This window comes from Niallia nealsonii, assembly GCF_002835805.1.
In the GTDB taxonomy this organism is placed as follows: Bacteria; Bacillota; Bacilli; order Bacillales; family Cytobacillaceae; genus Niallia; species Niallia nealsonii.
Genome location: NZ_PISE01000016.1, coordinates 37,576 through 60,096, shown reverse-complemented (window position 1 = coordinate 60,096; position 22,521 = coordinate 37,576). Strand labels below are relative to the sequence as shown.

Genomic DNA, 22,521 nt, shown 5'->3' with positions numbered 1-22,521 from the left:
ATGCCATCTAAGGGAATGCAAAAACTAACAATAGCTCATCATCATACTTTTTGAAACTTTTAAAAGAAAAACGTACCAATATCTCGAGAAGAAAAATCTGTTATAATGGTGGTTATGATGTAAAGGAGCGATGAATGTGAATCAAAAAAATGAACCTCATTTAATGCTAGTCGACGGGATGGCCTTATTATTTCGTGCTTATTTTGCTACAAGTGTAACAGGGCAGTTTATGATTAATTCAAAAGGTGTGCCAACAAACGCAATATATGGTTTTATTAAACACTTTTTTACGGCAGTCGAACATTTTAATCCATCACATGTTGCGGTATGCTGGGATATGGGAAGCAAAACGTTTCGCACTGAATTATATCCAAACTATAAGGGAAATCGTTCAGAGGCGCCGGTAGAACTTATTCCTCAATTTGACTTAGTAAAAGAAGTAGTGGACAGCTTACAACTTCTTAATATTGGGATGGTTGGATTCGAAGCGGATGATTGTATTGGTACGATTGCCAAAAATATGAAGGGATCAGCAAATGTAACCATTTTAACAGGGGATCAAGATATTCTTCAGCTTTTGGATGAGCATATTTCTGTTGCACTATTAAAAAAAGGCTATGGGAACTATTCTTTATATACACCATCTGTATTTATCGAGGAAAAGGGAATAACGCCACAGCAAATGATTGACTTAAAAGCATTAATGGGCGATTCTAGCGATAATTATCCAGGGGTTAGAGGAATAGGGGAAAAAACAGCATTAAAGTTATTGCAAACCTATGGCGATATAAATGGTATTCTTGCAAATTTAGAGAAGCTAACAAAGGGTCAGCGTCTAAAAATTGAAACAGATTTAGACATGCTTCATTTAAGCAGAATTTTAGCGGAAATAAAATGTGATGTTCCTGTTACTTGCTTATTAGAAAAAAGTATTTTAAATATAAATCCAGAACTAGCCATCAATAAATTTAATGAATTGGAATTTAAGCATTTTCATCGTTTGGTCCAAAAACAAGAAGCAATTAATTTTTAGATAGTAGAATAAATGGATTAGAAAAAAGTAGTTTAATAGATCTTGAAATGCGTATAGATGGTGGTTTTTAAAATCAGCAGCCTGCTCGGGATCTTTTCTGTTAAAAACAATAAAATTTGAGAAAAAAGCTTAAAAAAAGGTAAAGAAAAATAATAAATTTTTCTTTACCTTTTTTTGCATGGAAATGGATGACAGTAACATATTAGTGATCTAATGACTGGAAAAATAGTTCATTTTGTTTAATTGCTGGCTCATTCGGTATATAATGTTTTGCTGCAGTATTATGTTCTATCGATTTTTTTATATTACCAAGTTCCCAATAACAGACACAAAGCTGCAGATTTGGGTACCAAGTTGCATAAGCTTCTTGCCAGAAACCTTCCACATCATCGAACGTTATTTCAAGTGCTAATTTGTACCAGATTATAGCTTTGTTAAATAAGCATTCTAATAGGTATAGATCGCCTAAACGACAAGCAGCTTCAGGTCTAGGAATATCATACTTAAAGGAAAGAGCTAGTGCTTCCATTTCTTGCTCTTTGTTATCTAATGATCTATAACACTCGGATATATTTATGCATGCACGAACTTCATCTTCTTTCCACCCTTTTTTTGTATTTAAAAAGGTTCTATAATAATCGATTGCATTTAAGTATTGTTTATGATCTTTTAACTCATTGGCATAATAAAATAGATCTCTAGGAGTAAATTCTTCACCATGTTGTAGGCGTTTTTTATAAATTTGAAGATTGCGGTCGCTTTGTTCAGCCGGCCTCTCTAATTTGCGGTGTGTCACTGCGACATCAGATTGTATGATATTGCCGAATACTTCCAGATACTCATGGACGAATCCTATCCACTTATAATGATTTATCCTTTTTATTAATCTATTTCTTCTAAAGCTAAATGTTGAATTTCCAAATGAATCAAATGCGATATTATATGGCATGGATACAGCATCTACAGAAAAGTCTAAGTTTTTGATGGTTTCTGCAAGCCTTTGCTGATCTTCTTCTAGTAGGACATCATCAGCATCTAGCCAAAAAATATAATCCATTGTAGCTAGACTGAATGCATAGTTTCTTGCCGCGGAAAAATCGTCAATCCATTCAAAATCAAAAATTTTATCTGTATATTTTTTTGCTATTTGTTTTGTTTGATCAGTAGATCCTGTATCAACAATAATGAGTTCATCACAAAGATTTTTTACACTATTTAAACAATTTGATAACACCTTTTCTTCATTTTTGACAATCATACAAAGACTTATAGTATACAATTAGTTCCACCCGCTTTTGATTTGCTGCTAGATATTATATGTTGGCGCATTACATAAGAGTGGGGGAGTGCCTAGTTGTATTCTAAGATCATGTTCTATTTTAGAAGTTATAGAGAATTATTTTAAAATAAAATTAGATTGTCAATGAAGAAGGATCTTATTGGAACGGCCATCCAAATTAAGAGGTTTTGATTTCAGCTAAAGATGGTCAGAAGGGAAACAAGACGTAACTTGCGAAAAGCCGATTTGTTTTTACTAATAACTAGTAAGAGACGCAGAAAACTTACACTAATTGAATTTTGGCTTATATTGTTTACTAACGCTTTTTTTGCACGCTGTTAGTTTAAAATTAGAGCAAGCAGTTTAGAAAAAAGAAATTTGGAGTATAAGACTGGTTTATAGAGATTATGTGGAATAGGTATGAAGATAAAATAGTTGCTTTTATTATCCATCAGTATGGACTAGAAGAAAAGTCCACTGATGGAAGTAAGTTATTTAGTATTCTTTTTTTTCGCTGCATTTTCTAGTTTGCTTTTTGGATTTCTTGTTTGGTCATTATCTTGTCCATAACCTTGAGGATTAACGCCCCCTGCTGCAATGCCTTTATTTGTATGGTTTTTTATGCTCATCATAACTCCTCCTTTTTTCTTTCACAAAATATTTGAGAGTTGGAAATAAAAACTTCAAGATTAGTATGAACCATATCGAATAATTTAATCTCCTTTAAAAGAAAATAACTTCGAGGTGAGAAAATGAACAAAGGGGTATATGTAGCGCTAACTAGCATCGCAGCAGCACAAGGGTTAAAAATACCATTATATTTTATAAAAACAGGAAAATGGAAACCTGGATTATTTTTTCAAACAGGTGGCATGCCAAGTTCCCATTCTGCAGGAGTGTCTTCGTTAACTACTTTTATTGCGCTAAAAAGAGGGATACCGACTATTGATTTTGCCCTTTCTCTTGTTTATGGATTGATTGTTATGTATGATGCACAAGGAATAAGAAGGCAAACAGGGGAATTAACATTAAAAGTAAATAATTTAGATGATTTAATAAATAAAATTAATCATAATGAAAAATTGCCGTTTGAAGAAAAACAGCCAAAAAAATTAAAAGAGATGCTTGGACATCAGCCCAAGGAAGTGGTTGGCGGGGCATTGCTTGGTATACTTATTGGTTTTATAGGACATATTTTATCAAAAAAAGATAGAAAATGGCGGAAAAATAAAGTAACATTACGGTAAAAGGTACGGAGAGGAATTGGCACAACTTTGAGCACATTAGATGATTACTTGCTGTTTTTACAAAGCAAAGGTTTTTTCTTTAAAGAAGACACAATTGGTTTTATTTATTTTGGAAAGGCTTTAACAAATGCGCCTGACGAGTTAAGCATGGCAGCGATAGAATGTACATTAAAGATACAAAAAAGTTTTGATGGCAGCTTTTATGTTTCATTATTAGAAATGTTTGTAAATAATAATGTGAAAACAAAAAGACAAGCCTTTCATTTTATTCGAAACAATGAATTATTCCCACTTTAAAGAATATAAATGGTCTTTAAAGCGGGAATTTTTTGTTGATTTATGTATGTAGAAACACTTATTCATTTAAGCGGTTTATCTTTTGTTTTGTTAGCTTTATTCCTTTTTTAAAGGGAAGCTCTACAAAAATCATGCCTGCTAAAATGAGAGCACAACCAACCCAGGAGCTGTTTGATAATCTTTCCTGATTATAGAAATAGGCTGTTATTGCAGCAAAGACTGGTTCCATTGCAAAAATAAGAGCTACTCTTATAGAGGTTGTATATTTTTGCACTCCTGTTTGGATAATAAAGGCAAGAGCTGTTGCAAAAACAGAAGTAATCAATAAAGCGGACCATACTTCTTTTTTGTAGAGAACAGGAAGCTGAAAATTATTTGCTGTATTTTCAAAAAGAAAACTTGCAGCAAAAGACAGGATTGAAACAGTTGCTAGTTGAATAATAGTTAATAATAAAGTTGGGTAGGCAGATGCATATTTTCCTGTGAAAATAATTTGCAGTGCAAAACCAATAGCACATACAAAAACATACACATCACCAATATTTACGGAGACTGCATCTGCAAGTGTTAATAAATATAATCCAGCAGCAGCAGATAAAACACCGATTATATTAGTCGCTGTTAATTTAACTTGATAAAAAACAAATAAAAATAATGGAACTAAAATAACGCTTAAACCTGTAATAAAACCAGCTTTAGAGCTAGTAGTATAAATAAGCCCTATTGTTTGGAAAGAATACCCTATGAATAGAAAAAAACCAAGAGTAAAACCGGCTTTTATAGAATGTTTATTCCATTTTTTTAACTGTGAACGATCAAATAGCAGCAGCCAAATAATTAAAAAAAGTGATGCAATGCTAAAACGGATGGCATTAAAGGCGTGGGGTTCTAAAAAAGAAATAGCATGTTGTACGGTAACAAATGTAAAGCCCCATATGCCTGCTACTAGTAATAATAGGCCATCTGCCATTTTTGCTTCTTTTGTCAATTTGGTTTTGCTCCTTTGCTGCTGTTTTTTCTTATCGCTAAACGCGCCAGTTCATCAGCCGTTTTATTTTCACTGCTTGGCACCCATTTGATGAAAAATAACGGAAGTTTTTTTGATAATGTTAAAGCTTGTTCAAGAAGTGGAGCAAATTGTTTGTTTTTCGCAAATTCCTTTTCTACTGCACGACTAACAAGTTCCGAATCTGTTCGAAAACTTACTGTTTGATAATTGTTTTCAAGGCAGATTTCTAAAGCTTTAATTAAGGCATAAAATTCTGCTTCATGGTTGCTCATTGTTCCAAGGGGGATAGAATATTTATCTCCTTTTCCATGGCCTTTAATAAATATGCCAGCGCCGCTTGGACCAGGGTTTCCTGCACTGGCTCCATCAATATACACTTCAATCATTTTTATCCCTCCAATATTTTTGGTATGATAGGTTAGATTTACTTGTTCAAACAGCAGCCAAATTTTTTCTATTAACGTAGAGAAAAAGCAGTTTACTAATTGAAGTTTCCCTTTATTATAACGTGAAAATAGGAATTAACGAAAAAAAAATTCGCCAAATATAATCATAACAAGTTAAAGAGGATGGAGGAATTAGAAAGATATGAAATATAAATTAGAGTGGAAGTATCGAATAAAAAAAGGCAATTCTGTATATTTTACTTCTGATTGGATGACATTAGACGATAGCATTATAATAGGAGAAGACATTGAAAAAAGCCAAAAAGGCACAGAACTCACCTTTTACGATGAAAAGGGAACAGATTGGCAGCTAAAAGAATTAAAAAAACTAGCAATGGAAGTAGAAGAAGAACCCCATGATTTTTTAATTTATTTTGATGGTGGCTATCAAAAGGAAGAAAAATTAGCAGGGATTGGGGTTGTCCTTTTTTTTCATCAAGGGAAAAAGAAGTATCGTATTCGGGCAAATGAAGTTTTTCATGAAATGGAAACGAATAATGAAGCGGAATATGCGGCATTTTATCATGCATTAAATTTATTGCAGGAATTGAATGTGCAAGGAGCGACATGTGAGTTTAAGGGTGATTCTCAAGTTGTTTTGCAGCAGCTTTCGGGAGAGTGGCCATGTTATGAAGAAGAATTAAATAGATGGCTTGATCGGATAGAGAAAAAAACAGCTGAATTAAAGATTCAAACCATTTACACTCCGATAGGCCGCAATGAAAATAAAGAAGCGGATAAATTGGCAACACAGGCCCTTGAAGGCAAACGAATATACAGTAAGATGCAAATCATCTAAGCATGAGCTAAACAAAAAAGTATAATTTTTCTAAAGATAAGTTATAGAATACGGCAAAAGTAGGCGATAAACATTGGAAAGAAAAAAATGGATGCAAGAAGTAGAAATATTAATGAATGATTTTTGTAAAGACTGCTTTTTATATGGGCATCATAAAAATGAAAAAGGCAAAAGATATGCCCATCGCTTTTGTATTTCACAATGTACAGTTGGAGAAAAAATTAAAGCATATGGAGAAAAGATGATGGGAGAAAAATAAAAGAGCTGACAGTTGTCAGCTCTAAATAATATTTTATTATAGTTTTACAACGTTAGCAGCTTGAGGCCCACGATTTCCTTCTACGATTTCAAAAGAAACTTCTTGTCCTTCTTCTAATGATTTGAATCCTTCACCTTGAATAGCTGTGAAATGTACGAATACATCGTCTCCGCCTTCAACTTCGATAAATCCAAATCCTTTTTCATTATTAAACCATTTTACTTTACCGTTTTGCATATTAAATTTCCTCCTAAGACTTTCAAGACACTCTATAGCGCCTATAAAATAAATATTCTCATAGAACAAAATAATAATAGAAAACAATTTTTTCAGAATTTTGTTAAATGATGTCTATAATATACACGATTAAGCCTTTACAGTCAAGGTTTCTAGGCGTTTTTCCGATATTTTTTTATTCAATTTATATTCGTAAAAACTTATGGGTAAGCGTGTACATTTTATCGAAATAATGAACAGCAGGATACCAATTGAATGATACGATATTAATTCCTGCTCATTGTTTCATTGTTTCATTGTTAGAGTGAATATGTTCTGAAAAAAGATAATCTAACATATTTATGTATACATATAGACAGGAAATAATCCTAATAGAAAAAGAAGTTAGATGAGAGGTTATGTTTTATCCATTTTTTTAGCTGGCTTAGAGCTATTTTATCTGTATACAGGAGGGTGAATGCATGTATCGATTTTCGATTGGAAATGAAAATTGGATCTTAAGGTTTTCCCCGAATATTGTATTAGAAGAAAAAGAAAAAGAAACAATTATAAAAGGAATTCTTCAATTAGGCAAAGAATTATCGACACTATCACATGGACAATCCTTTGTCATTATGAATGAACTAATGGGCTTAATTGTATTTAATGTGGAAAAAATCCCCTCGTTTATTTTAACGGTTTCTAATCAGGTCGAAAAAGAGAAATGGTATGTACAAGACAAAAAGGGAATAAGATCTTTTCTTTAGTTGTATTTTACATCCTTTGGAGATAATGGAAAATAGGAAGTGTTTGATGAGAAAATATGTAGAAAATGGTTATTTTGAATAGGTTTTTCTAGTGGGAAATATAGGATATCTTTTAGAGGTTGCCTATGTAATCGCATTCTATTTTTTTCCTTAATTTTCTATAAAAAAAAAGTGGGAATCTTGTTAGAAATCATTGAAAAGTATAGGGAAATATGTTTTTATTAACATGACTTAGAAAACAAAATGAATGAGATATTGTAAGGATTTCTTGCAAAAGACAGCAGAGATGAAGAAGCTTTTTTGTTTTCTATCTATAATGGGTTCTGTGATGGGATAATGTTTCGTTTATTTATAAAAAAAGAACGAACGAAAATCGACAGCGTTCTTTAACAAAACCTGTATGATAAAAAAACTATATAAAAAGGAAGTTTTAAAAAAATGATTGAAACGATTGTAAAAAGCAGTCAAAGTCCGTATTATGAAATTTCAAAAGAAGACCAGTTAATATTAAGCCCTGTTGAAGGAATTGTGGAACATGTTTTTATTCAAGAAAAGTCCTATTTTTATGAGTGGGAACCGATTCTAACCATTAAAACAGCTAATCAAGAAATACAAGAAATAAGTGTTCCCTTTAGTGGATCTGTAGTAGCTCTTTTAGTGAAATCTGGTGATAAAATTTCAATCAATACGAAGCTTGCTTCTTTACAGGATGATTTGTTAGTAACAGGTTGTGATTAATCATGCATGCTGCAATAAAAAGCTTAAAAAAGTATAAGATTGGCTATCGAACAGCTAAAACAGCAGTTGCTGTAAGTATAGGCATTACGATTGCACAATTATGCAACTTAGATTTTTTTGTCTCATCTGCGATTATTACCATATTATGTGTACAAAACTCCAAAAAAAAATCACTTCATAGTGCTTTTGCCCGTTTTGTTGCATGTATGCTTTCTATTCCTTTTTCCTATGTGTTTTTTGAAGGAATAGCCTATCAGCCTTATGTAATTGGGCTACTTTTATTAGTGTTTATTCCAACAACAGTCCTATTAAAAGTAAATGAAGGAGTTGTAACGAGCACCGTTATCATTCTTCATATTTACTCAAGAAATAATATGAATTGGGATATTATTTTAAATGAATTAGGGTTGATTGTTATTGGTATAGGCGCGGCATTGCTTGTGAATAGCTATATGCCGAGTCTGGATAAAGAGATGAAAACCTATCAGAAAAAAATAGAAAAGCATTTTCAAGAATTATTAATGGAAATGGTTCATTTTCTAAGAGAAAATGAATGCGATATAAACTTTCAAAATAAATTAAAAGTCACTTCTAAAGAAGTACAAATAGCCAAAAGTCTTGCATTCCGGGATGTTGAAAATCATTTTACCCGCAAAGAAAATTACTATTATAAGTATTTTACCATCCGTGAAAAACAGCTGGATGTTATGGATCGTCTATTTGCTAGAGTAACAGGGGTTTCTACGTTAATAGAGCAAAGAGAAGCAGTTGCTTCTTTTTTAGAAGAGCTGAGCCTTTGCGTTCATTCAGGCAATACAGCCCAGCTATTTTTAAGCAAATTACAAAAAATAGAAGACCAAATAAAAAATCAGGATCTTCCGAAAAATTGGGAAGTATTTGAAGAACAGGCTCAAGTTTATTATATTCTGAAAGAAATTGAACAATATTTAGTTATAAAAAAATCATTAAAAGTGGCATATTAATAACCGATAGAGCCTTAATTTAACTGCATGTTTTCTAGTCTGATAAAAGATAGGAAAAATGCAGTTGTTTTTTTTATTTCTGCATAGTGTAAATGATGTCTCTTTTTTTTCTTCTGACATTTTTTCCTTTGTATACAAGTTTTGAGAACATGATTTTACTTGCACCTGACAAAATATATCTTTAACATAGACTTGTATTCAATAATCAATTCATTAGATTAACAAAGCAGACAAAATAGTTGTTTAAAAAGGTGAAAAAATGAAATTAATTTTAGCGGAAAAACCATCTGTTTCTAAAAATATAGCAGATGCATTAAAAATAAAAAATAGACAAGATGGCTATTTTGAAGGCAATGGATATATTGTTACATGGGCATTTGGCCATTTGCTGCAACTAAAAGATGCAAAAGATTATGATGAAAAAATGGCCTCTTGGAAGATGGACAATTTTCCATTTATCCCTCCTGCTTTTCAGTATAAAGTAAAAAGTGATCCGAAAAATCGGGAGTATTCGGATAAAGGGGCGCAAAAGCAATTGAAGATTATTCAGCAGCTGATGAAACGCCAAGATGTAGAAGCGATTATTTCTGCCTGTGATTATGACAGGGAAGGGCAAATAATTGGAGACAGCATTATTTATAATTTGAAGACGGGAAAAAAAGTATTTCGGCTTTTGCTAAATGAATGGACACCAACTGAAGTGTTAAGTGGCTTAAATCAGCTTAAAGATAACCGAGAATTAAGGCCCTTGCAGGATGCTGGTGTCAGCAGACAGTGGGCAGACTGGCTGATTGGCATTAATTTGACTTCTGTTGCGACACTAAAATACCAAAAGGGAACAGGCAAAGCATTAAATATTGGCAGGGTTCTTTTGCCGACATTAAAGATTATTTATGATCGAGATAAAGAAATAGTTGATTTTCAGCCAGAAAATTATTATAAGCTTCAAGCAACTTTTTCAACAAAAGAGGAAAAAACGTATACTGGCATCTACACAGAAGGAAAAGAAGAAAAGTTTAGGCAAAAAGAGTATCTGGAGAATATTCAAAAACAAATAAATCATCAAGATGGCATGGTTATTGATAAGCAAGTGCAAAAGAAAAAAGAATATCCTCCCTTTTTATTTAATTTGTCAAACTTGCAAGGATATATTACTAGCAAATATAAAGGATGGACTGCAGATAAAGTCCTTAAAGTTGCCCAAAGCCTATATGAGAAAAAATATATTACGTATCCCAGAACAGCAAGCCAGGCATTAGAAGAAAGCTTAATTGGTAAAACAGCCAAAGTAGTCGAGCTTCTTGCTGCAGATTTGCCATATAAAGAAGAAATAAAATTTTTTTCTAGTAAAAGAGTGTTCGATAATAAAAAAGTAGAAAGTCATAGTGCCATTATACCAACTTATATGCTGCCAAAAAAGTTAAGTAGCGATGAGGAGCAAGTGTATGAAGCTATTAAAAATCGGCTGATTATGCAGTTTATGCCAATAGCTGAATATGAAGAAACAAAAATAACAACGAAAATACAGGGTGAATCACTAAAAGGTGCTTTTATTACAAAGGGAAAAGTGCAGCTTTTGGAAGGCTGGAAAAAAGTAGAGAAAATCCAGTCGAAAGATGTGTTATTGCCATATGTGCAGTTAAATGAAGAAGTAAAAACAAGCAAATTAGAAACAACTGAACATACAACAAAACCACCGAAAGAACATACAGAAAGAACCTTGCTTCGAGTGATGGAAACATGCGGGAAACATATAGGAGAAGAGGGAGAGCTGGAAGAGGAAGATGTGACAACCATTTTAAGCGGCTTTAGCATTGGCACTCCTGCAACCCGAGCAGAGACAATAAAAAAGCTAAAAGATATTGGCTATATTACAACAAATAATAAAAACCTTGTTTGTACAGAGCTGGGAAAAAAAGTCGTCGAAACTTTTCCTATCAAAGATTTATTTAATTTACAATTTACCGGGAGACTGGAAAAGGCATTGTACGATATTGAAAAAGGAACGTTTTCTAAAAAAGACTTTTTAGAGATTATTTATCAATTTACGATTGACTCTGTGCAATCCATAAAAGAAGCAAATGATATAATTATCCAAGAAGTAGAGTATAAAAGAAAAGAAGTGGAAATAATCGGGAAATGTCCAGTGTGCGGACATGCCGTGATTGAAGGACAAAAAGGGTTTGGCTGCAGCAATTGGAAAAATGGCTGCAAATTTGTTGTCTGGAAAAATGATAAATTTTTGGCAGCATTGAAAAAGAAACCGACAAAAACCATGGTGAAAGCTTTGCTCAAGAATGGAAAGGCTTCTGTAAAAGGATTAACAAGCAAAAAAGGCAATAAATTTGATGCCATTTTATCTTATCAAAAAAATGACGACAATGACTATTATAGTTGGAAAATGGAGTTTGATAAATGAATGGGAAATATAGTCAATAAACATTAGAGCGACCATTCTATTTTTTATGGAAATATGAAGGAATACAGCTATTTGAAAAGAAAATAGGCATTAACTTGTTTCACTGTTTCTTATATAGTAAAATGCTAAAAGGATATGAGTTTTTGGATGGAAATAATATGTATTCTTTTTAGGTTTTGTTAAAGAATTTTGCTGATTTTTGGTTCCTTTTTAAAGAGGAACTAAAAATCAGTCTATTGGCTGTATTCATTAATATAATCTTTATTTAAGAAGAGAAACCACACCAAAAAAGTGAATGATTGAACAAAGAGTTTCACTAATTACTTCATTATTATACGTTAAAAATGCGTAACACGAATAGGAGGGCTATTAGTATAAATGCCAACACCTAGTATGGAAGATTATATTGAACAAATTTATAATTTAATTGAAGAAAAAGGATATGCCCGTGTATCCGACATTGCAGAAGCGTTATCGGTTCATCCCTCCTCTGTCACAAAAATGGTTCAAAAATTGGATAAAGATGAATACCTAGTATATGAAAAATATAGAGGGCTTGTTTTGACGGCAAAGGGAAAAAAAATCGGCAAACGTCTTGTATACCGTCATGAATTATTAGAACAGCTATTGCGTGTTATCGGTGTAAAGGAAGAAAATATTTATCAGGACGTAGAAGGAATTGAACATCATTTAAGTTGGGATGCAATTGACCGAATAGGAGACTTGGTTCAATTTTTTGAAGAAGATGCATCTCGTATCGAGGCATTAAAAGTAATTCAACAAAAAAATGAAGAAGAATAATCAAAAAAGACGTGCATCTGTTTTATTTTAGATGCAGTCTTTTTTTATTGTTATTAATAAATTAATGGATAATTTTCAAAATTATCCTCAAATCTTGCAGATAGACCATTTTCTTCTGTGGCTTCTGTAATGTTTAAACCGTCAATCATCCCACTCTCTGCGTCTAATAATGCTTTACGATAGGAAATGACTCTGCCACTTGACGTTTTAAAGCTAATGATTTGTCCTAAATAATTTCTTTCAACAGCTATAATTTGTTCCATCTTTCCTATTCCTCCCTTTTTAAATAGAAGTAATGGTTTACTATTTGTTATATTTCCTAATTTCAAATTATTATGCAAATAGTATGTACAAAAGAAAATAAAATAAACATGAAACTTATTTTCTGCTGTTTCGTAATCTTATATATACCATCTTTCTAGTGTTTCTCTTTTTTATTATTTTTATATGTTTTGTATAAGATATGATAGAGTGATTTAAAGTTTCCTAAAATAAAAGAAAAGTTTTAGCAAAATTTGTGATTTGGATAGTGAAATTATGAATAAATGATTTGTTTAAAAAGGAGAGAATACAATGAGTCGATTTTCACTGCAGGATTTTATTAAGGAAACAGAACAAAAAGATAAAGGAGAAGGCTTATTTGAATTAGAGACACCAAGAATGCTGGAGATTAATTTGAACAAGCAAATTTGGGCAAAAGCAGGAAGCATGGTATCTTATCGAGGCCGCATTAAATTTACGCGAGAAGGCGTGTTAGAAAATGGGTTAGGAACATTATTAAAGAAAGCATTTACTGGAGAGGGTGCTTCTTTAATGAAAGCAGAAGGCGAAGGTACATTATATTTAGCAGACCAAGGGAAAAAAATTACCATCCTTCATCTGCAAAATGAGTCTATATATGTAAATGGCAATGATTTATTGGCTTTTGAGCCGAGCATCAATTGGGATATTAAATTAATGAAAAAAATCGCAGGTATGATGAGTGGAGGACTGTTTAATATTCGTTTGTCAGGAACGGGCATGGTTGCCATTACTTCCCATTACGAGCCATTAACATTAAAAGTGACAAAAAATAATCCTGTATTTACAGATCCTAATGCAACAGTTGCTTGGTCTGGGGATTTACAGCCGGATTTTGTAACAGATATTTCTTTAAAAACATTTTTTGGGCGGGGCAGTGGGGAGTCGATTCAAATGAAGTTTTCTGGAGATGGATTTGTTGTTGTGCAGCCATTTGAAGAAGTATATTATGCAGAGTCAAAAAGCTAATTCAAGCAAAAAAGCTGACAGAGTACAGTCAGCTTTTTTTTGCTTCATCAAGTCCAAGAGAAAGAGGAACTATGTTTGTTTTACCAACAAGGTCTTACCCTTTCATTTCCAATCATAAGGCGTTTCTTGATAAACATAATAGTTTAGCCAGTTAGAAAAAAGCAAATGGGCATGAGAGCGCCAATAATTTAATGGTTTTTTTGTTGGATCATTATTAGGAAAATAATCAAGGGGAAGATGAATATCCAATCCTTTATTTCGATCTCTTGTATATTCTTCTGCAAGCGTACAAGAATCATATTCTAAATGGCCTGTTACCATAATATGTTTTCCGTAGTTTCCGCTCACAATGAAGGCACCAGCATCTTCTGACGCCGACAAAAGCTCCAGCTCATTATGTTTGATGATTTCTTCTTTATCTACATTAGTATGGCGGGAATGTGGCGCTAGAAAGCTGTCATCAAAGCCACGCAATAACTTTTCTTTTGAATTAAAGATAGTATGGGAGTAAATTCCATAACATTTTTTGTTTAGTTCGTATTTTGGTATTTTATAGTGATAGTATAGTGCTGCTTGAGCTCCCCAACAAATATGTAGAGTGGAGGTGACATTTGTATTTGTCCACTCCATTATTTCTGTAAGCTCTTTCCAATATTGTACTTGTTCAAACTCTAATAACTCGACAGGGGCGCCAGTAATAATCATTCCATCATACTTATTTCCTTTAATTTCATCAAAGTTTGTGTAAAACTGATCCAAATGATAAGGACTTGTATTTTTGGATTCATAGGAAGCGGTTCGTAAAAAAGAAATATTTAGTTGCAGTGGTGTATTTCCAAGTAAACGAAGGATTTGCACTTCTGTTTTTTGTTTTTCCGGCATTAAATTAAGGATAATAATATTTAATGGTCGAATATCCTGCTGCTTTGCACGATTTTCATCCATAATAAAAATGTGTTCTTCTTCCAGTATTTCGCGAGCTGGCAGTAAATAAGGGATTTTTATAGGCATGATAAAACGCCTCCTTTTTGTCATAATAAAAAATGTATGTAAATATAAATTTAAAAAACTAATTCATAGGAATAAATAGAAGGTTTTGATAAATGGAAAATCCAACTTAGAAAAAACAATTAGGATATTAATGGGACATAGCCTATATTATAAGTATAGTTTGCAAACCTCGCAATGATAATGTTTTAAATTTTGGAAAAATAACAAAAGAATAGCCGATGGATTTTTTAGAAGAATATGATTATTAATAAACACGAACATTTTGTTACTATATTTCTTTTTTTTTCGTTATTTTGTACAATGTAAGCATACTGTATCAGGAGGATTATACATGCAGCAAAAAGTGAAAGTAAAATCGGATATTGAAATAGCTCAACAAGCAGAAATGAAACTGATTGTACATATCGCAAAAAAACTAAACTTAACAGAAGATGATTTAGAGCTATATGGAAAATATAAAGCGAAAATCACTTCTAGTAAATTAGCTTCTTTAAAAAAATATAAATCTGGAAAAATTATTCTTGTTACTGCAATCAATCCTACTCCTGCTGGGGAAGGAAAATCTACTGTTACAGTAGGTTTAGGAGATGCATTGCAAGCATTAAATAAAAAAGTGGCTATTGCGATGCGAGAACCTTCTTTAGGCCCTACAATGGGAATTAAAGGGGGAGCAGCTGGCGGGGGATTTGCCCAAGTGTTGCCAATGGAAGATATTAATCTCCACTTCACTGGTGATCTCCATGCCATTACGACTGCAAACAATGCATTAGCAGCATTTATTGATAATCATATCCATCAAGGAAATGAACTGCAAATTGATCAAAGAAGAATTGTATGGAAGCGCGCAGTCGATTTAAATGATCGTGCATTAAGAAAGGTGATAATAGGATTAGGAGGCCCTTTAGAAGGAGTTCCTCGTGAAGATGGTTTTGATATTACGGTTGCTTCAGAAATTATGGCTGTATTATGCTTGGCTTCCGATATAGAGGATTTAAAAACTCGTCTCGCGCGAATGGTAGTGGCTTATAATAAGGATAAAAAACCAGTGACTGTTGGTGACATGAAAATGGAAGGTGCTTTGACCTTATTGTTAAAAGATGCCATCAAACCAAACCTCGTGCAGACAATCGAGCATACACCTGCGATTATTCACGGGGGGCCATTTGCCAATATCGCTCATGGCTGCAACAGTGTTATTGCAACAACAACTGCTGCTAAATTAGCGGATTATGTGGTGACAGAAGCAGGTTTTGGCGCTGATTTAGGAGCTGAAAAATTCTTGGATATTAAAGCAAGAAATTCAGAAATAAATCCAGAGGCCGTTGTAATTGTTGCTACATTGCGTGCATTAAAAATGCATGGGGGAGTAGCGAAAGCAGATTTAGGAAAAGAAGATGCAGAAGCAATTAAAAAAGGCTTTAGCAACCTGCAGAAACATGTCGAAAATATTCAACAATTTGGTTTGCCTTTTGTTGTAGCAGTCAATCGTTTTTATACAGATACAGAAAATGAAATCAATACATTGATTTCATTATGCGAACAGCTGCAAATTCCTGTAGCATTAACAGAGGTATGGGAAAAAGGTGGAGCAGGGGGAATAGAGCTTGCGAAAAAAGTGCTTTCTATTATAGAAGAAAACCAAAACAACTTTGACCATTTATATCCCCTTGAAGCAGGAATTGAGGAGAAAATCACCACGATTGCCCAAAAGGTATACGGGGCAATGGGAGTAGAGTTTTCTACAAAAGCAACAAAACAAATAGCAGACTTCACAGCAAATGGTTGGAGTAATCTCCCAATATGTATGGCGAAAACGCAATATTCCTTGTCAGATGACCCAGCATTGCTTGGCAGACCTGAGAATTTTACTATTATGGTTCGTGAATTAAAACCCTCTATAGGAGCCGGGTTTATCGTAGCATTAACAGGCGATGTGATGACGATGCCTGGACTGCCGAAAGCGCCTGCTGCATTAAATATGGACGTAGACGAAGAAGGCAAAGCAATCGGTTTATTTTAATATAAAAAAGTGCAAGTGTTTGATGGTTACGAAACACTTGCACTTTTTTTGGAAAGGAAAAAAATATGTTTGATCCAACTGCATTTGAAAATATGAAAACAGTAATGGAAGGGGCCATTTATGATAAAGATTTAGACGGAACAATTACGATTTTAGATCGCAATGATATTTTTAACAACAGTAAACTGGCGAGAGAATATTCGATTTCTTTTGCTTTAAAAAATCAGGACAATGCTTTGATGACATTTCGTTTATTTGCAAATGCACGAAATCTTGCTGGCGAGCTGTTGGCGATAAAAAATCTTCAGGGGGAAGTCGGATGTACGATAGCTGTTGAAATGGTTGTAAAACATGCCAATGATCCCTCTGTTTATGTAATGTTAAAGGAGTTGCTAACAGGTATTTGGGGAAATAAACGGGAGATCAAACAGGAAATCAGACTAAATCCTTATGATTGTGATAATATGGTGGAAAATCATTTGTTGATCTCTTTTAATCGAGTAATAACGGAAGATCAAATGGATGATCTAGTAGTGATGGTTGAATATATGGAAAACACATTACAATTAATAGCAGATAACAAAATGTTTTATTCCCTATAACAAAGTGAAAGCTTATAAAAAAAGGCTATGTTCTAAAAGGTTGTTGTTTTTTTAATAGGGCTTGTTTACTCAAATCATTGAAAAGCGAGCATCCCAGAGAGAAAATCCACTAATCTTTTGTTGCTTAAACAGCAAACAAGTTTTCGAAAATACCCAAAATAAAAAGGAGGAGCGGAGATAAATGAGCATTTATGATTTTGAAGTAAAAACGATCAAAGGAGAAACAAAAAAATTAAAAGAATTTGCTGGAAATGTAATGGTTATTGTTAATACGGCAAGCAAATGTGGATTTACCCCCCAGTATAAAGAACTGCAAAGCATTTATGAAGAGTATAAGGAAACCGGTTTTACAGTGTTAGGTTTTCCCTGTAATCAATTTATGGGCCAAGAGCCGGGCGAAGAGGAGGAGATTCAACAATTTTGTGAAATGAATTATGGGGTAACCTTTCCTCTTTTTGCAAAAGTAGACGTTAATGGAAAAAACGCCAGCCCTCTTTTTCAATATTTAACAGAAACAGTACCTGGGGCACTTGGAATGAAAGCAATTAAATGGAATTTCACAAAGTTTTTAATAGACCGCTCGGGAAATGTGGTAAAAAGGTATGCTCCCAATACATCGCCAATTGAAATGAAAGAAGATATTAAAAAATTATCATAGATTCTATTTTTTTAAGTAAATATGCTGTTATAAAATCTAAATAAATAGAGTGGTATATTATGGAGGTTGTTAAGTGACTTCTAAAAAAATCGGCATGGATATTGGCGGATCACTGATAAAATTGGCTTTTGAAGAAAAAGGAAGCATTCGCTTTAAAAAATATCCAGTATCAGAATTGGCAAATGTGCTGCAATGGCTAAAAATAATAGGGATAAATAAAATTGCTTTAACTGGTGGAAGAGCAGGAGGAGTAAAAGAAAAATTTTTTCCTGCTGCTAAAATTATTCATGAATTTGAAGAGAATTATTTAGGCGTTAATTGGCTATTGCAGCAAAATAATCTGTTTGGATTTGAAAAATATCTTCTTGTGAATATAGGAACAGGAACTTCATGGTATAAGGTGGAGGACAATCATTGTAAGCGTATGTTGGGCAGCGGCATTGGCGGCGGTACGTTAATGGGCTTAGGATCATATTTGACAAAAGTAGAGGACTTTTGTTCTTTGATGGAGCTTGCTTCTTTGGGGAATCGAAAAAATGTCGATATGCTGGTTAAGGATATTTATACAATAGAAGATCCAAGAATAAACGGAGAGTTAACTGCAAGTAATTTTGCTAATTTAGCGGAGGGTGCAAAAAAAGAGGATATTACAAATGCTTTGCTGCAAATGATTGGAGAAACACTATTTCTTTTAACGAAGCAGGTTGCAAAAAGGGAATCTTTACAGAAAGTAGTGTATATTGGTGGAACTATATCTGAAAACCCCCTTTTACAAACTATTTTAACTTCTTTTCAAGATCAATTAGAAGTTGCACCGTATTTTTTAGAAAATGGCGAGTATTGTGGAGCAATCGCTGCATACTTATCCATCTAGCTCATTGCCTAACTCCATGAATAAGCAGCATAAAAGGGAAGATTCCTTTTTATGCTGCTTATTAGAACTTTAGTTGTTTTTGTTAATGAGTATTTCTAAATCTTTAAAGTAAAAGAATATAGATGAAAGGTCTTTCACTGAGAGCTGATCTTTTTATCTGTAAGAAAATAGGCGGAAAAAGGTTGGCTTTTTCGAAATAGTTTCCACGGCTTTTTCTTTTTGAATTTTTATATAGGAATCTTCTTTTTCTCTTTTGCTAGTATCCAATAATGCAGAAATATGCTGTTTTTGAGATTGGATAAATTGTTGCTGTTCTTCGATATGTTCCTGCTGTTTTTTTAATTGCTGCACCAATACTTGATTAAAATTCACCTGCAGCTCTAATTGTTCCTTGATAGTATTTAAATCTTGCAGAATACGTTCTGCTGTATCTGAATTAGAAGAGAAAGGAAGAGCTACATCTTTAGTTTTAGCAGGTGAAATTTTGTCAGCAATTTCCGCTAAGGATAAATTTTCGTCTCTTCTTAATTGTTGTACCTTTTTTAACACCTCTAAGCCTGATTGGTCAAAGTATCGATAGCCATGTTTGCCAACAATGGTAGGAATTTGTGTTTTTAATTCTCGAAGCCAATTTCTTACTACACCAGGACTTTCCTCAATAACTTCAGCGGCTTCTTTAACACTTAAAGGGGCATTATTTTCTGTTAAAATCATTTCTTTTTTTTCACTCATACTAAACAGCACCTTTCAAAAAATATGATTTTTGGCTAGTGTCTACAATAAATAGTCAAACTTACTTCTGAAATAAGTTATTTTTTTCAAAAACTTTAATGAAAATAACGGCAACAAATACAAGCCAACAATGGACAAGTAGAATTATTTTTATATGTAATTATTTCTGTAAAAAAGAAATAATTCCTTTAGCGAGCTTTGTCTAGTTTTGTTGAGATAGAACTACTTTTGACTAATTCGTAAAAATTAGATAAAAAATAAACATCTTTTTTTATTAGTTCACTCATTTTAGTAGCAACATTTCTATATTGACTTTATTTTTTATGCTTTGTCTTATTATTTTCCGTTGCTATTTCGTTTAATTCTCCACTAGCTGATTCTTTAAGCAAAGAAATAATTGTTGATGCATGACAAAAGAGATTTATATTCCTTGATTCGAAATTCATGTTAAAATATGTTCGTTAGCTAAAAAGATGGGAGTAAGCAGAAAGTGATCAAAGAAGCAGAACAATTTGTCAAAAAAAGATTAAAAAATGATACATCAGGCCATGATTGGTATCATATTGACCGTGTTAGAAAAGCAAGTCTTTATATATGCAAACAAGAAAGAAAAGGAAATCCTTTTATTATTGAAATGGCGGCTCTTCTCCATGATATAGCAGATGTGAAACTGAATGCATCTAAAGAAGCAGGTTTACATGCTCTCGATTATTTTCTGCAAACACAAAAGATAGCAGCAAAAGATAAACAGCATATTTTAGCAGTTATTGAGTCTGTTTCTTTTAATGGAGGAAATGGCATATCTCCTCCTGCAACAATAGAAGCAAAAATAGTTCAAGACGGGGATAGATTGGATGCAATTGGCGCAATCGGCATTGCCAGAACCTTTGCCTATGGGGGAAGTAAAGGGAGTATGCTATATGATCCTTCAATAGAAATCAGAGAAAACATGTCAGAAATAGAATACCGCCATGGTAAATCCACGTCTATTCATCATTTTTATGAAAAACTATTAAAATTAAAAGATTTATTACATACAAATACAGCGAAAAAAATTGCAGACGAAAGACATCAGGTGATGGAGTTTTTTCTAGCTGAATTTTATAAAGAATGGAATGGGACTTATGAAAAGTATTTCAATTGAAAATTTATCAAAATCATATGGAGAAAAAGAGCTTTTTCAAGATATTTCTTTTGCTATTAGCGACAAAGAAAGAGTTGGACTAATTGGCATTAATGGCACAGGCAAATCTTCTTTGTTAAAAATTGTGGCAGGAATTGATATTCCTGATAGTGGCGAAATCATTGCTCCAAAAGATTACTCCATCGCTTATTCTGCGCAAACTCCAGACATAAATCCTGATTTAAGTGTGCTTGATCAAGTATATGAAGGGGATGCACCTGTTTTAACATTAATAAAAAAATATGAAGCATTATTGCTGCGATTGGATACAGACCCTGAAAATAGCAGTCTTCATGAAGCACTTTTTGATGTGCAGAAGAAAATGGATGCATTAGATGGCTGGGATGTCCACACTAATGCAAAAACAGTTTTAATGAAACTTGGAATTGAAAATTTTGATAAAAAAGTAGGAGAACTTTCAGGTGGGCAAAAAAAGCGAATTGCTTTAGCACAAGTTTTAATTCAAAATCCTGATTTGCTTATTTTAGATGAGCCGACAAACCATTTGGATTTCGAAGCAGTGAAGTGGCTTGAAGATTATTTAGCAAGATTTAATGGAGCCCTGCTTTTAGTAACACATGATCGCTACTTTTTGGATAGAGTAACAAATCGCATGTTTGAATTAGATGGCGGCAATCTCTATAGCTATAAAGGAAACTATTCAGAGTTTTTGCAAGCGAAAGCCCTTCGTGAAGAAAATGAAGCAGCAACATTAGATAAGCAAAAGAATTTATTCAGAAGAGAGTTGGAATGGATCAGACGAGGGGCAAAAGCAAGGTCCACCAAACAAAAAGCAAGGATTCAGCGTTTTGATGTTTTAGATCAACAAATTTCTTCTGTCAAAACATCTGAAAAACTAGATATCTCATTAAAAGGGAGCCGCTTAGGAAAACAGGTGTTTGAATTAGCTGGTGCAAATAAACAGTATAAGGATACCGTGATATTAAAAGATTTTAATTTGCTTGTAAAACCAGGGGATCGAATTGGCATTATCGGCAAAAATGGAGCTGGCAAATCCACTGTATTAAATATTTTAGCAGGAAAAACACCCTTAGACTCTGGGGACTATATTATTGGCCAAACAGTGAAAGTGGCCTATTATACACAAGAAAACGAAGAAATGGATACATCCAAAAGAATGATTGAATATTTAAAAGAAACGGCAGAAGTTATTCATACATCCGACGGAAAAACCATTTCTGCTGCGCAAATGCTTGAAAGATTCCTTTTCCCTATGCATACGCATGGAACCATTATTGCTAAGTTGTCTGGTGGGGAAAGAAGACGATTGTATCTTTTGAAAATATTGATGGGCGAACCAAATGTACTATTATTAGATGAGCCGACAAATGATTTAGACACACAAACATTAATGGTATTAGAAGACTATTTGGAAGATTTTGCTGGTGTTGTCATTACGGTTTCCCATGATCGTTACTTCTTGGATAAAGTGGCAGAGACATTGCTGATTGTGCAAGGCAATGGCCAATTTGATTCTTATTATGGAAACTACTCAGAGTATTTGGAAGCAGAAAAAAGAAAAGAACAGCAAGAAACAGGAAAAATAAAAAAAGAAAAGCAAATAGAAGTGTCTGCTGCTCCTGCTCCGAAGAAAAAAGTGAAACTTAACTTTAATGAGCAAAGGGAATGGGACACTATTGATGAGAATATGGAACAAGTAGAATCAAGAATTGGGGAAATAGAAAAAGAATTAGAAACAGTAGGCAGTGATTTTGAAAAAGCAAATCAACTTTTGCAAGAATCAGAAGAGTTAAATCAAAGATTGGAACACTTAATCGAAAGATGGAGTTATTTATCTGAAATAGTTGAAAAATAACAAAGGCATAACTTGTTTCCTTTAGATTTCTGCGGCTGCTAT

General features: G+C 33.2%; 25 protein-coding genes. 17 read left to right on the top strand and 8 right to left on the bottom strand.

The window, feature by feature from the left end; translation table 11 throughout:
* The first annotated feature begins 163 nt into the window (after positions 1-163).
* Positions 164-1,033, top strand: a complete 870-nt coding sequence (locus CWS01_RS08350; protein WP_407938548.1) for a 5'-3' exonuclease — start codon at positions 164-166, stop codon at positions 1,031-1,033.
* A 202-nt stretch (positions 1,034-1,235) separates the two neighbouring features.
* Here CWS01_RS08350 and CWS01_RS08345 read toward each other — a convergent pair whose 3' ends face one another.
* Positions 1,236-2,312, bottom strand: coding sequence for a glycosyltransferase family 2 protein (locus CWS01_RS08345; protein WP_101176733.1), 1,077 nt, complete (start codon positions 2,310-2,312; stop codon positions 1,236-1,238).
* A gap of 491 nt (positions 2,313-2,803) precedes the next feature.
* A complete protein-coding gene (gene sspL, locus CWS01_RS08340) occupies positions 2,804-2,941 on the bottom strand; it encodes a small, acid-soluble spore protein L (protein WP_101176732.1) in 138 nt (45 codons plus the stop codon).
* A gap of 123 nt (positions 2,942-3,064) precedes the next feature.
* Here sspL and CWS01_RS08335 point away from each other — a divergent pair, with 123 nt between their 5' ends.
* Positions 3,065-3,559, top strand: coding sequence for a divergent PAP2 family protein (locus CWS01_RS08335; protein WP_101176731.1), 495 nt, complete (start codon positions 3,065-3,067; stop codon positions 3,557-3,559).
* 27 nt (positions 3,560-3,586) lie between these two features.
* Positions 3,587-3,856: a DUF6123 family protein gene (locus CWS01_RS08330; RefSeq protein WP_101176730.1), complete on the top strand. Its 270-nt coding sequence runs from the start codon at positions 3,587-3,589 to the stop codon at positions 3,854-3,856.
* 58 nt (positions 3,857-3,914) lie between these two features.
* Here CWS01_RS08330 and CWS01_RS08325 read toward each other — a convergent pair whose 3' ends face one another.
* Together CWS01_RS08325 and CWS01_RS08320 are read right to left on the bottom strand one after the other, a co-directional pair.
* A complete protein-coding gene (locus tag CWS01_RS08325; protein WP_328588904.1) occupies positions 3,915-4,844 on the bottom strand; it encodes a DMT family transporter in 930 nt (309 codons plus the stop codon).
* Complete coding sequence (locus tag CWS01_RS08320; RefSeq protein WP_101176729.1) at positions 4,841-5,251, bottom strand: reverse transcriptase-like protein; 411 nt, start codon at positions 5,249-5,251, stop codon at positions 4,841-4,843. The genes CWS01_RS08325 and CWS01_RS08320 overlap by 4 nt, the downstream gene beginning before the upstream one ends.
* A gap of 202 nt (positions 5,252-5,453) precedes the next feature.
* Between CWS01_RS08320 and CWS01_RS08315 the strand changes: the two genes are divergently transcribed.
* Together CWS01_RS08315 and CWS01_RS08310 are read left to right on the top strand one after the other, a co-directional pair.
* Complete coding sequence (locus tag CWS01_RS08315; RefSeq protein ID WP_101176728.1) at positions 5,454-6,110, top strand: reverse transcriptase-like protein; 657 nt, start codon at positions 5,454-5,456, stop codon at positions 6,108-6,110.
* A gap of 73 nt (positions 6,111-6,183) precedes the next feature.
* The gene (locus CWS01_RS08310; protein WP_101176727.1) at positions 6,184-6,369 is read left to right on the top strand and encodes a zinc-finger domain-containing protein; all 186 of its coding nucleotides are present in this window, start codon (positions 6,184-6,186) and stop codon (positions 6,367-6,369) included.
* 36 nt (positions 6,370-6,405) lie between these two features.
* Here the strand turns inward: CWS01_RS08310 and cspD are convergent, their stop codons facing one another.
* On the bottom strand, positions 6,406-6,606 hold the full coding sequence (gene cspD / locus CWS01_RS08305) for a cold-shock protein CspD (RefSeq protein WP_009332654.1): 201 nt from the start codon (positions 6,604-6,606) through the stop codon (positions 6,406-6,408).
* Between the two features lie 461 nt (positions 6,607-7,067).
* Here cspD and CWS01_RS08300 point away from each other — a divergent pair, with 461 nt between their 5' ends.
* The 5 genes from CWS01_RS08300 to mntR all read left to right on the top strand — a co-directional run bounded on the left by CWS01_RS08300 (position 7,068) and on the right by mntR (position 12,293).
* Positions 7,068-7,352 (top strand): hypothetical protein, encoded by a 285-nt coding sequence (locus CWS01_RS08300; RefSeq protein ID WP_101176726.1) that lies wholly within the window; start codon positions 7,068-7,070, stop codon positions 7,350-7,352.
* A 438-nt stretch (positions 7,353-7,790) separates the two neighbouring features.
* Positions 7,791-8,090: a hypothetical protein gene (locus tag CWS01_RS08295; RefSeq protein ID WP_101176725.1), complete on the top strand. Its 300-nt coding sequence runs from the start codon at positions 7,791-7,793 to the stop codon at positions 8,088-8,090.
* Positions 8,091-8,092: 2 nt separating this feature from the next.
* Entirely contained in the window at positions 8,093-9,073 is a 981-nt protein-coding gene (locus CWS01_RS08290; protein ID WP_101176724.1) for an aromatic acid exporter family protein, read from the top strand.
* Between the two features lie 259 nt (positions 9,074-9,332).
* Positions 9,333-11,492, top strand: a complete 2,160-nt coding sequence (locus CWS01_RS08285) for a type IA DNA topoisomerase (protein WP_101176723.1) — start codon at positions 9,333-9,335, stop codon at positions 11,490-11,492.
* Positions 11,493-11,870: 378 nt separating this feature from the next.
* Positions 11,871-12,293, top strand: a complete 423-nt coding sequence (gene mntR, locus CWS01_RS08280; RefSeq protein WP_101176722.1) for a transcriptional regulator MntR — start codon at positions 11,871-11,873, stop codon at positions 12,291-12,293.
* 53 nt (positions 12,294-12,346) lie between these two features.
* On the opposite strand, the gene CWS01_RS08275 is transcribed toward mntR, so the two are convergent.
* On the bottom strand, positions 12,347-12,556 hold the full coding sequence (locus CWS01_RS08275) for a DUF3892 domain-containing protein (RefSeq protein WP_101176721.1): 210 nt from the start codon (positions 12,554-12,556) through the stop codon (positions 12,347-12,349).
* A 310-nt stretch (positions 12,557-12,866) separates the two neighbouring features.
* On the opposite strand from CWS01_RS08275, the gene CWS01_RS08270 reads away from it, so the two are divergent.
* Entirely contained in the window at positions 12,867-13,562 is a 696-nt protein-coding gene (locus CWS01_RS08270) for an AIM24 family protein (protein ID WP_101176720.1), read from the top strand.
* Positions 13,563-13,664: 102 nt separating this feature from the next.
* On the opposite strand, the gene metA is transcribed toward CWS01_RS08270, so the two are convergent.
* On the bottom strand, positions 13,665-14,573 hold the full coding sequence (gene metA / locus CWS01_RS08265; RefSeq protein WP_101176719.1) for a homoserine O-acetyltransferase MetA: 909 nt from the start codon (positions 14,571-14,573) through the stop codon (positions 13,665-13,667).
* A 331-nt stretch (positions 14,574-14,904) separates the two neighbouring features.
* Between metA and CWS01_RS08260 the strand changes: the two genes are divergently transcribed.
* The 4 genes from CWS01_RS08260 (at position 14,905) to coaW (ending at position 18,727) form a co-directional block, all read left to right on the top strand.
* Positions 14,905-16,593 (top strand): formate--tetrahydrofolate ligase, encoded by a 1,689-nt coding sequence (locus CWS01_RS08260; RefSeq protein WP_101176718.1) that lies wholly within the window; start codon positions 14,905-14,907, stop codon positions 16,591-16,593.
* 65 nt (positions 16,594-16,658) lie between these two features.
* Positions 16,659-17,195 carry a hypothetical protein gene (locus CWS01_RS08255; RefSeq protein ID WP_101176717.1) on the top strand — a complete coding sequence of 179 codons (537 nt, stop codon included), beginning with the start codon at positions 16,659-16,661 and terminating at the stop codon, positions 17,193-17,195.
* A gap of 181 nt (positions 17,196-17,376) precedes the next feature.
* Positions 17,377-17,853 carry a glutathione peroxidase gene (locus CWS01_RS08250; protein ID WP_101176716.1) on the top strand — a complete coding sequence of 159 codons (477 nt, stop codon included), beginning with the start codon at positions 17,377-17,379 and terminating at the stop codon, positions 17,851-17,853.
* 73 nt (positions 17,854-17,926) lie between these two features.
* Positions 17,927-18,727, top strand: a complete 801-nt coding sequence (gene coaW / locus CWS01_RS08245; protein WP_101176715.1) for a type II pantothenate kinase — start codon at positions 17,927-17,929, stop codon at positions 18,725-18,727.
* 153 nt (positions 18,728-18,880) lie between these two features.
* Here coaW and CWS01_RS08240 read toward each other — a convergent pair whose 3' ends face one another.
* Positions 18,881-19,459, bottom strand: coding sequence for a MerR family transcriptional regulator (locus CWS01_RS08240; RefSeq protein WP_101176714.1), 579 nt, complete (start codon positions 19,457-19,459; stop codon positions 18,881-18,883).
* 490 nt (positions 19,460-19,949) lie between these two features.
* On the opposite strand from CWS01_RS08240, the gene CWS01_RS08235 reads away from it, so the two are divergent.
* Together CWS01_RS08235 and CWS01_RS08230 are read left to right on the top strand one after the other, a co-directional pair.
* On the top strand, positions 19,950-20,603 hold the full coding sequence (locus CWS01_RS08235; protein WP_101176713.1) for an HD domain-containing protein: 654 nt from the start codon (positions 19,950-19,952) through the stop codon (positions 20,601-20,603).
* The gene (locus CWS01_RS08230; RefSeq protein ID WP_101176712.1) at positions 20,584-22,479 is read left to right on the top strand and encodes an ABC transporter ATP-binding protein; all 1,896 of its coding nucleotides are present in this window, start codon (positions 20,584-20,586) and stop codon (positions 22,477-22,479) included. Before CWS01_RS08235 ends, CWS01_RS08230 begins: the two co-directional genes overlap by 20 nt.
* Positions 22,480-22,521: the final 42 nt, after the last annotated feature.

Excerpts from the sequence above, each read along its gene's own strand:
- CWS01_RS08350 (WP_407938548.1), top strand. The coding sequence starts at position 164 with ATGCTAGTCGACGGGATGGCCTTATTATTTCGTGCTTATTTTGCTACA.
- sspL (WP_101176732.1), bottom strand. The coding sequence starts at position 2,941 with ATGAGCATAAAAAACCATACAAATAAAGGCATTGCAGCAGGGGGCGTT.
- CWS01_RS08335 (WP_101176731.1), top strand. The coding sequence starts at position 3,065 with ATGAACAAAGGGGTATATGTAGCGCTAACTAGCATCGCAGCAGCACAA.
- CWS01_RS08320 (WP_101176729.1), bottom strand. The coding sequence starts at position 5,251 with ATGATTGAAGTGTATATTGATGGAGCCAGTGCAGGAAACCCTGGTCCA.
- CWS01_RS08315 (WP_101176728.1), top strand. The coding sequence starts at position 5,454 with ATGAAATATAAATTAGAGTGGAAGTATCGAATAAAAAAAGGCAATTCT.
- cspD (WP_009332654.1), bottom strand. The coding sequence starts at position 6,606 with ATGCAAAACGGTAAAGTAAAATGGTTTAATAATGAAAAAGGATTTGGA.
- CWS01_RS08300 (WP_101176726.1), top strand. The coding sequence starts at position 7,068 with ATGTATCGATTTTCGATTGGAAATGAAAATTGGATCTTAAGGTTTTCC.
- CWS01_RS08295 (WP_101176725.1), top strand. The coding sequence starts at position 7,791 with ATGATTGAAACGATTGTAAAAAGCAGTCAAAGTCCGTATTATGAAATT.
- CWS01_RS08290 (WP_101176724.1), top strand. The coding sequence starts at position 8,093 with ATGCATGCTGCAATAAAAAGCTTAAAAAAGTATAAGATTGGCTATCGA.
- CWS01_RS08285 (WP_101176723.1), top strand. The coding sequence starts at position 9,333 with ATGAAATTAATTTTAGCGGAAAAACCATCTGTTTCTAAAAATATAGCA.
- mntR (WP_101176722.1), top strand. The coding sequence starts at position 11,871 with ATGCCAACACCTAGTATGGAAGATTATATTGAACAAATTTATAATTTA.
- CWS01_RS08275 (WP_101176721.1), bottom strand. The coding sequence starts at position 12,556 with ATGGAACAAATTATAGCTGTTGAAAGAAATTATTTAGGACAAATCATT.
- CWS01_RS08270 (WP_101176720.1), top strand. The coding sequence starts at position 12,867 with ATGAGTCGATTTTCACTGCAGGATTTTATTAAGGAAACAGAACAAAAA.
- metA (WP_101176719.1), bottom strand. The coding sequence starts at position 14,573 with ATGCCTATAAAAATCCCTTATTTACTGCCAGCTCGCGAAATACTGGAA.
- CWS01_RS08260 (WP_101176718.1), top strand. The coding sequence starts at position 14,905 with ATGCAGCAAAAAGTGAAAGTAAAATCGGATATTGAAATAGCTCAACAA.
- CWS01_RS08255 (WP_101176717.1), top strand. The coding sequence starts at position 16,659 with ATGTTTGATCCAACTGCATTTGAAAATATGAAAACAGTAATGGAAGGG.
- CWS01_RS08250 (WP_101176716.1), top strand. The coding sequence starts at position 17,377 with ATGAGCATTTATGATTTTGAAGTAAAAACGATCAAAGGAGAAACAAAA.
- CWS01_RS08240 (WP_101176714.1), bottom strand. The coding sequence starts at position 19,459 with ATGAGTGAAAAAAAAGAAATGATTTTAACAGAAAATAATGCCCCTTTA.
- CWS01_RS08230 (WP_101176712.1), top strand. The coding sequence starts at position 20,584 with ATGAAAAGTATTTCAATTGAAAATTTATCAAAATCATATGGAGAAAAA.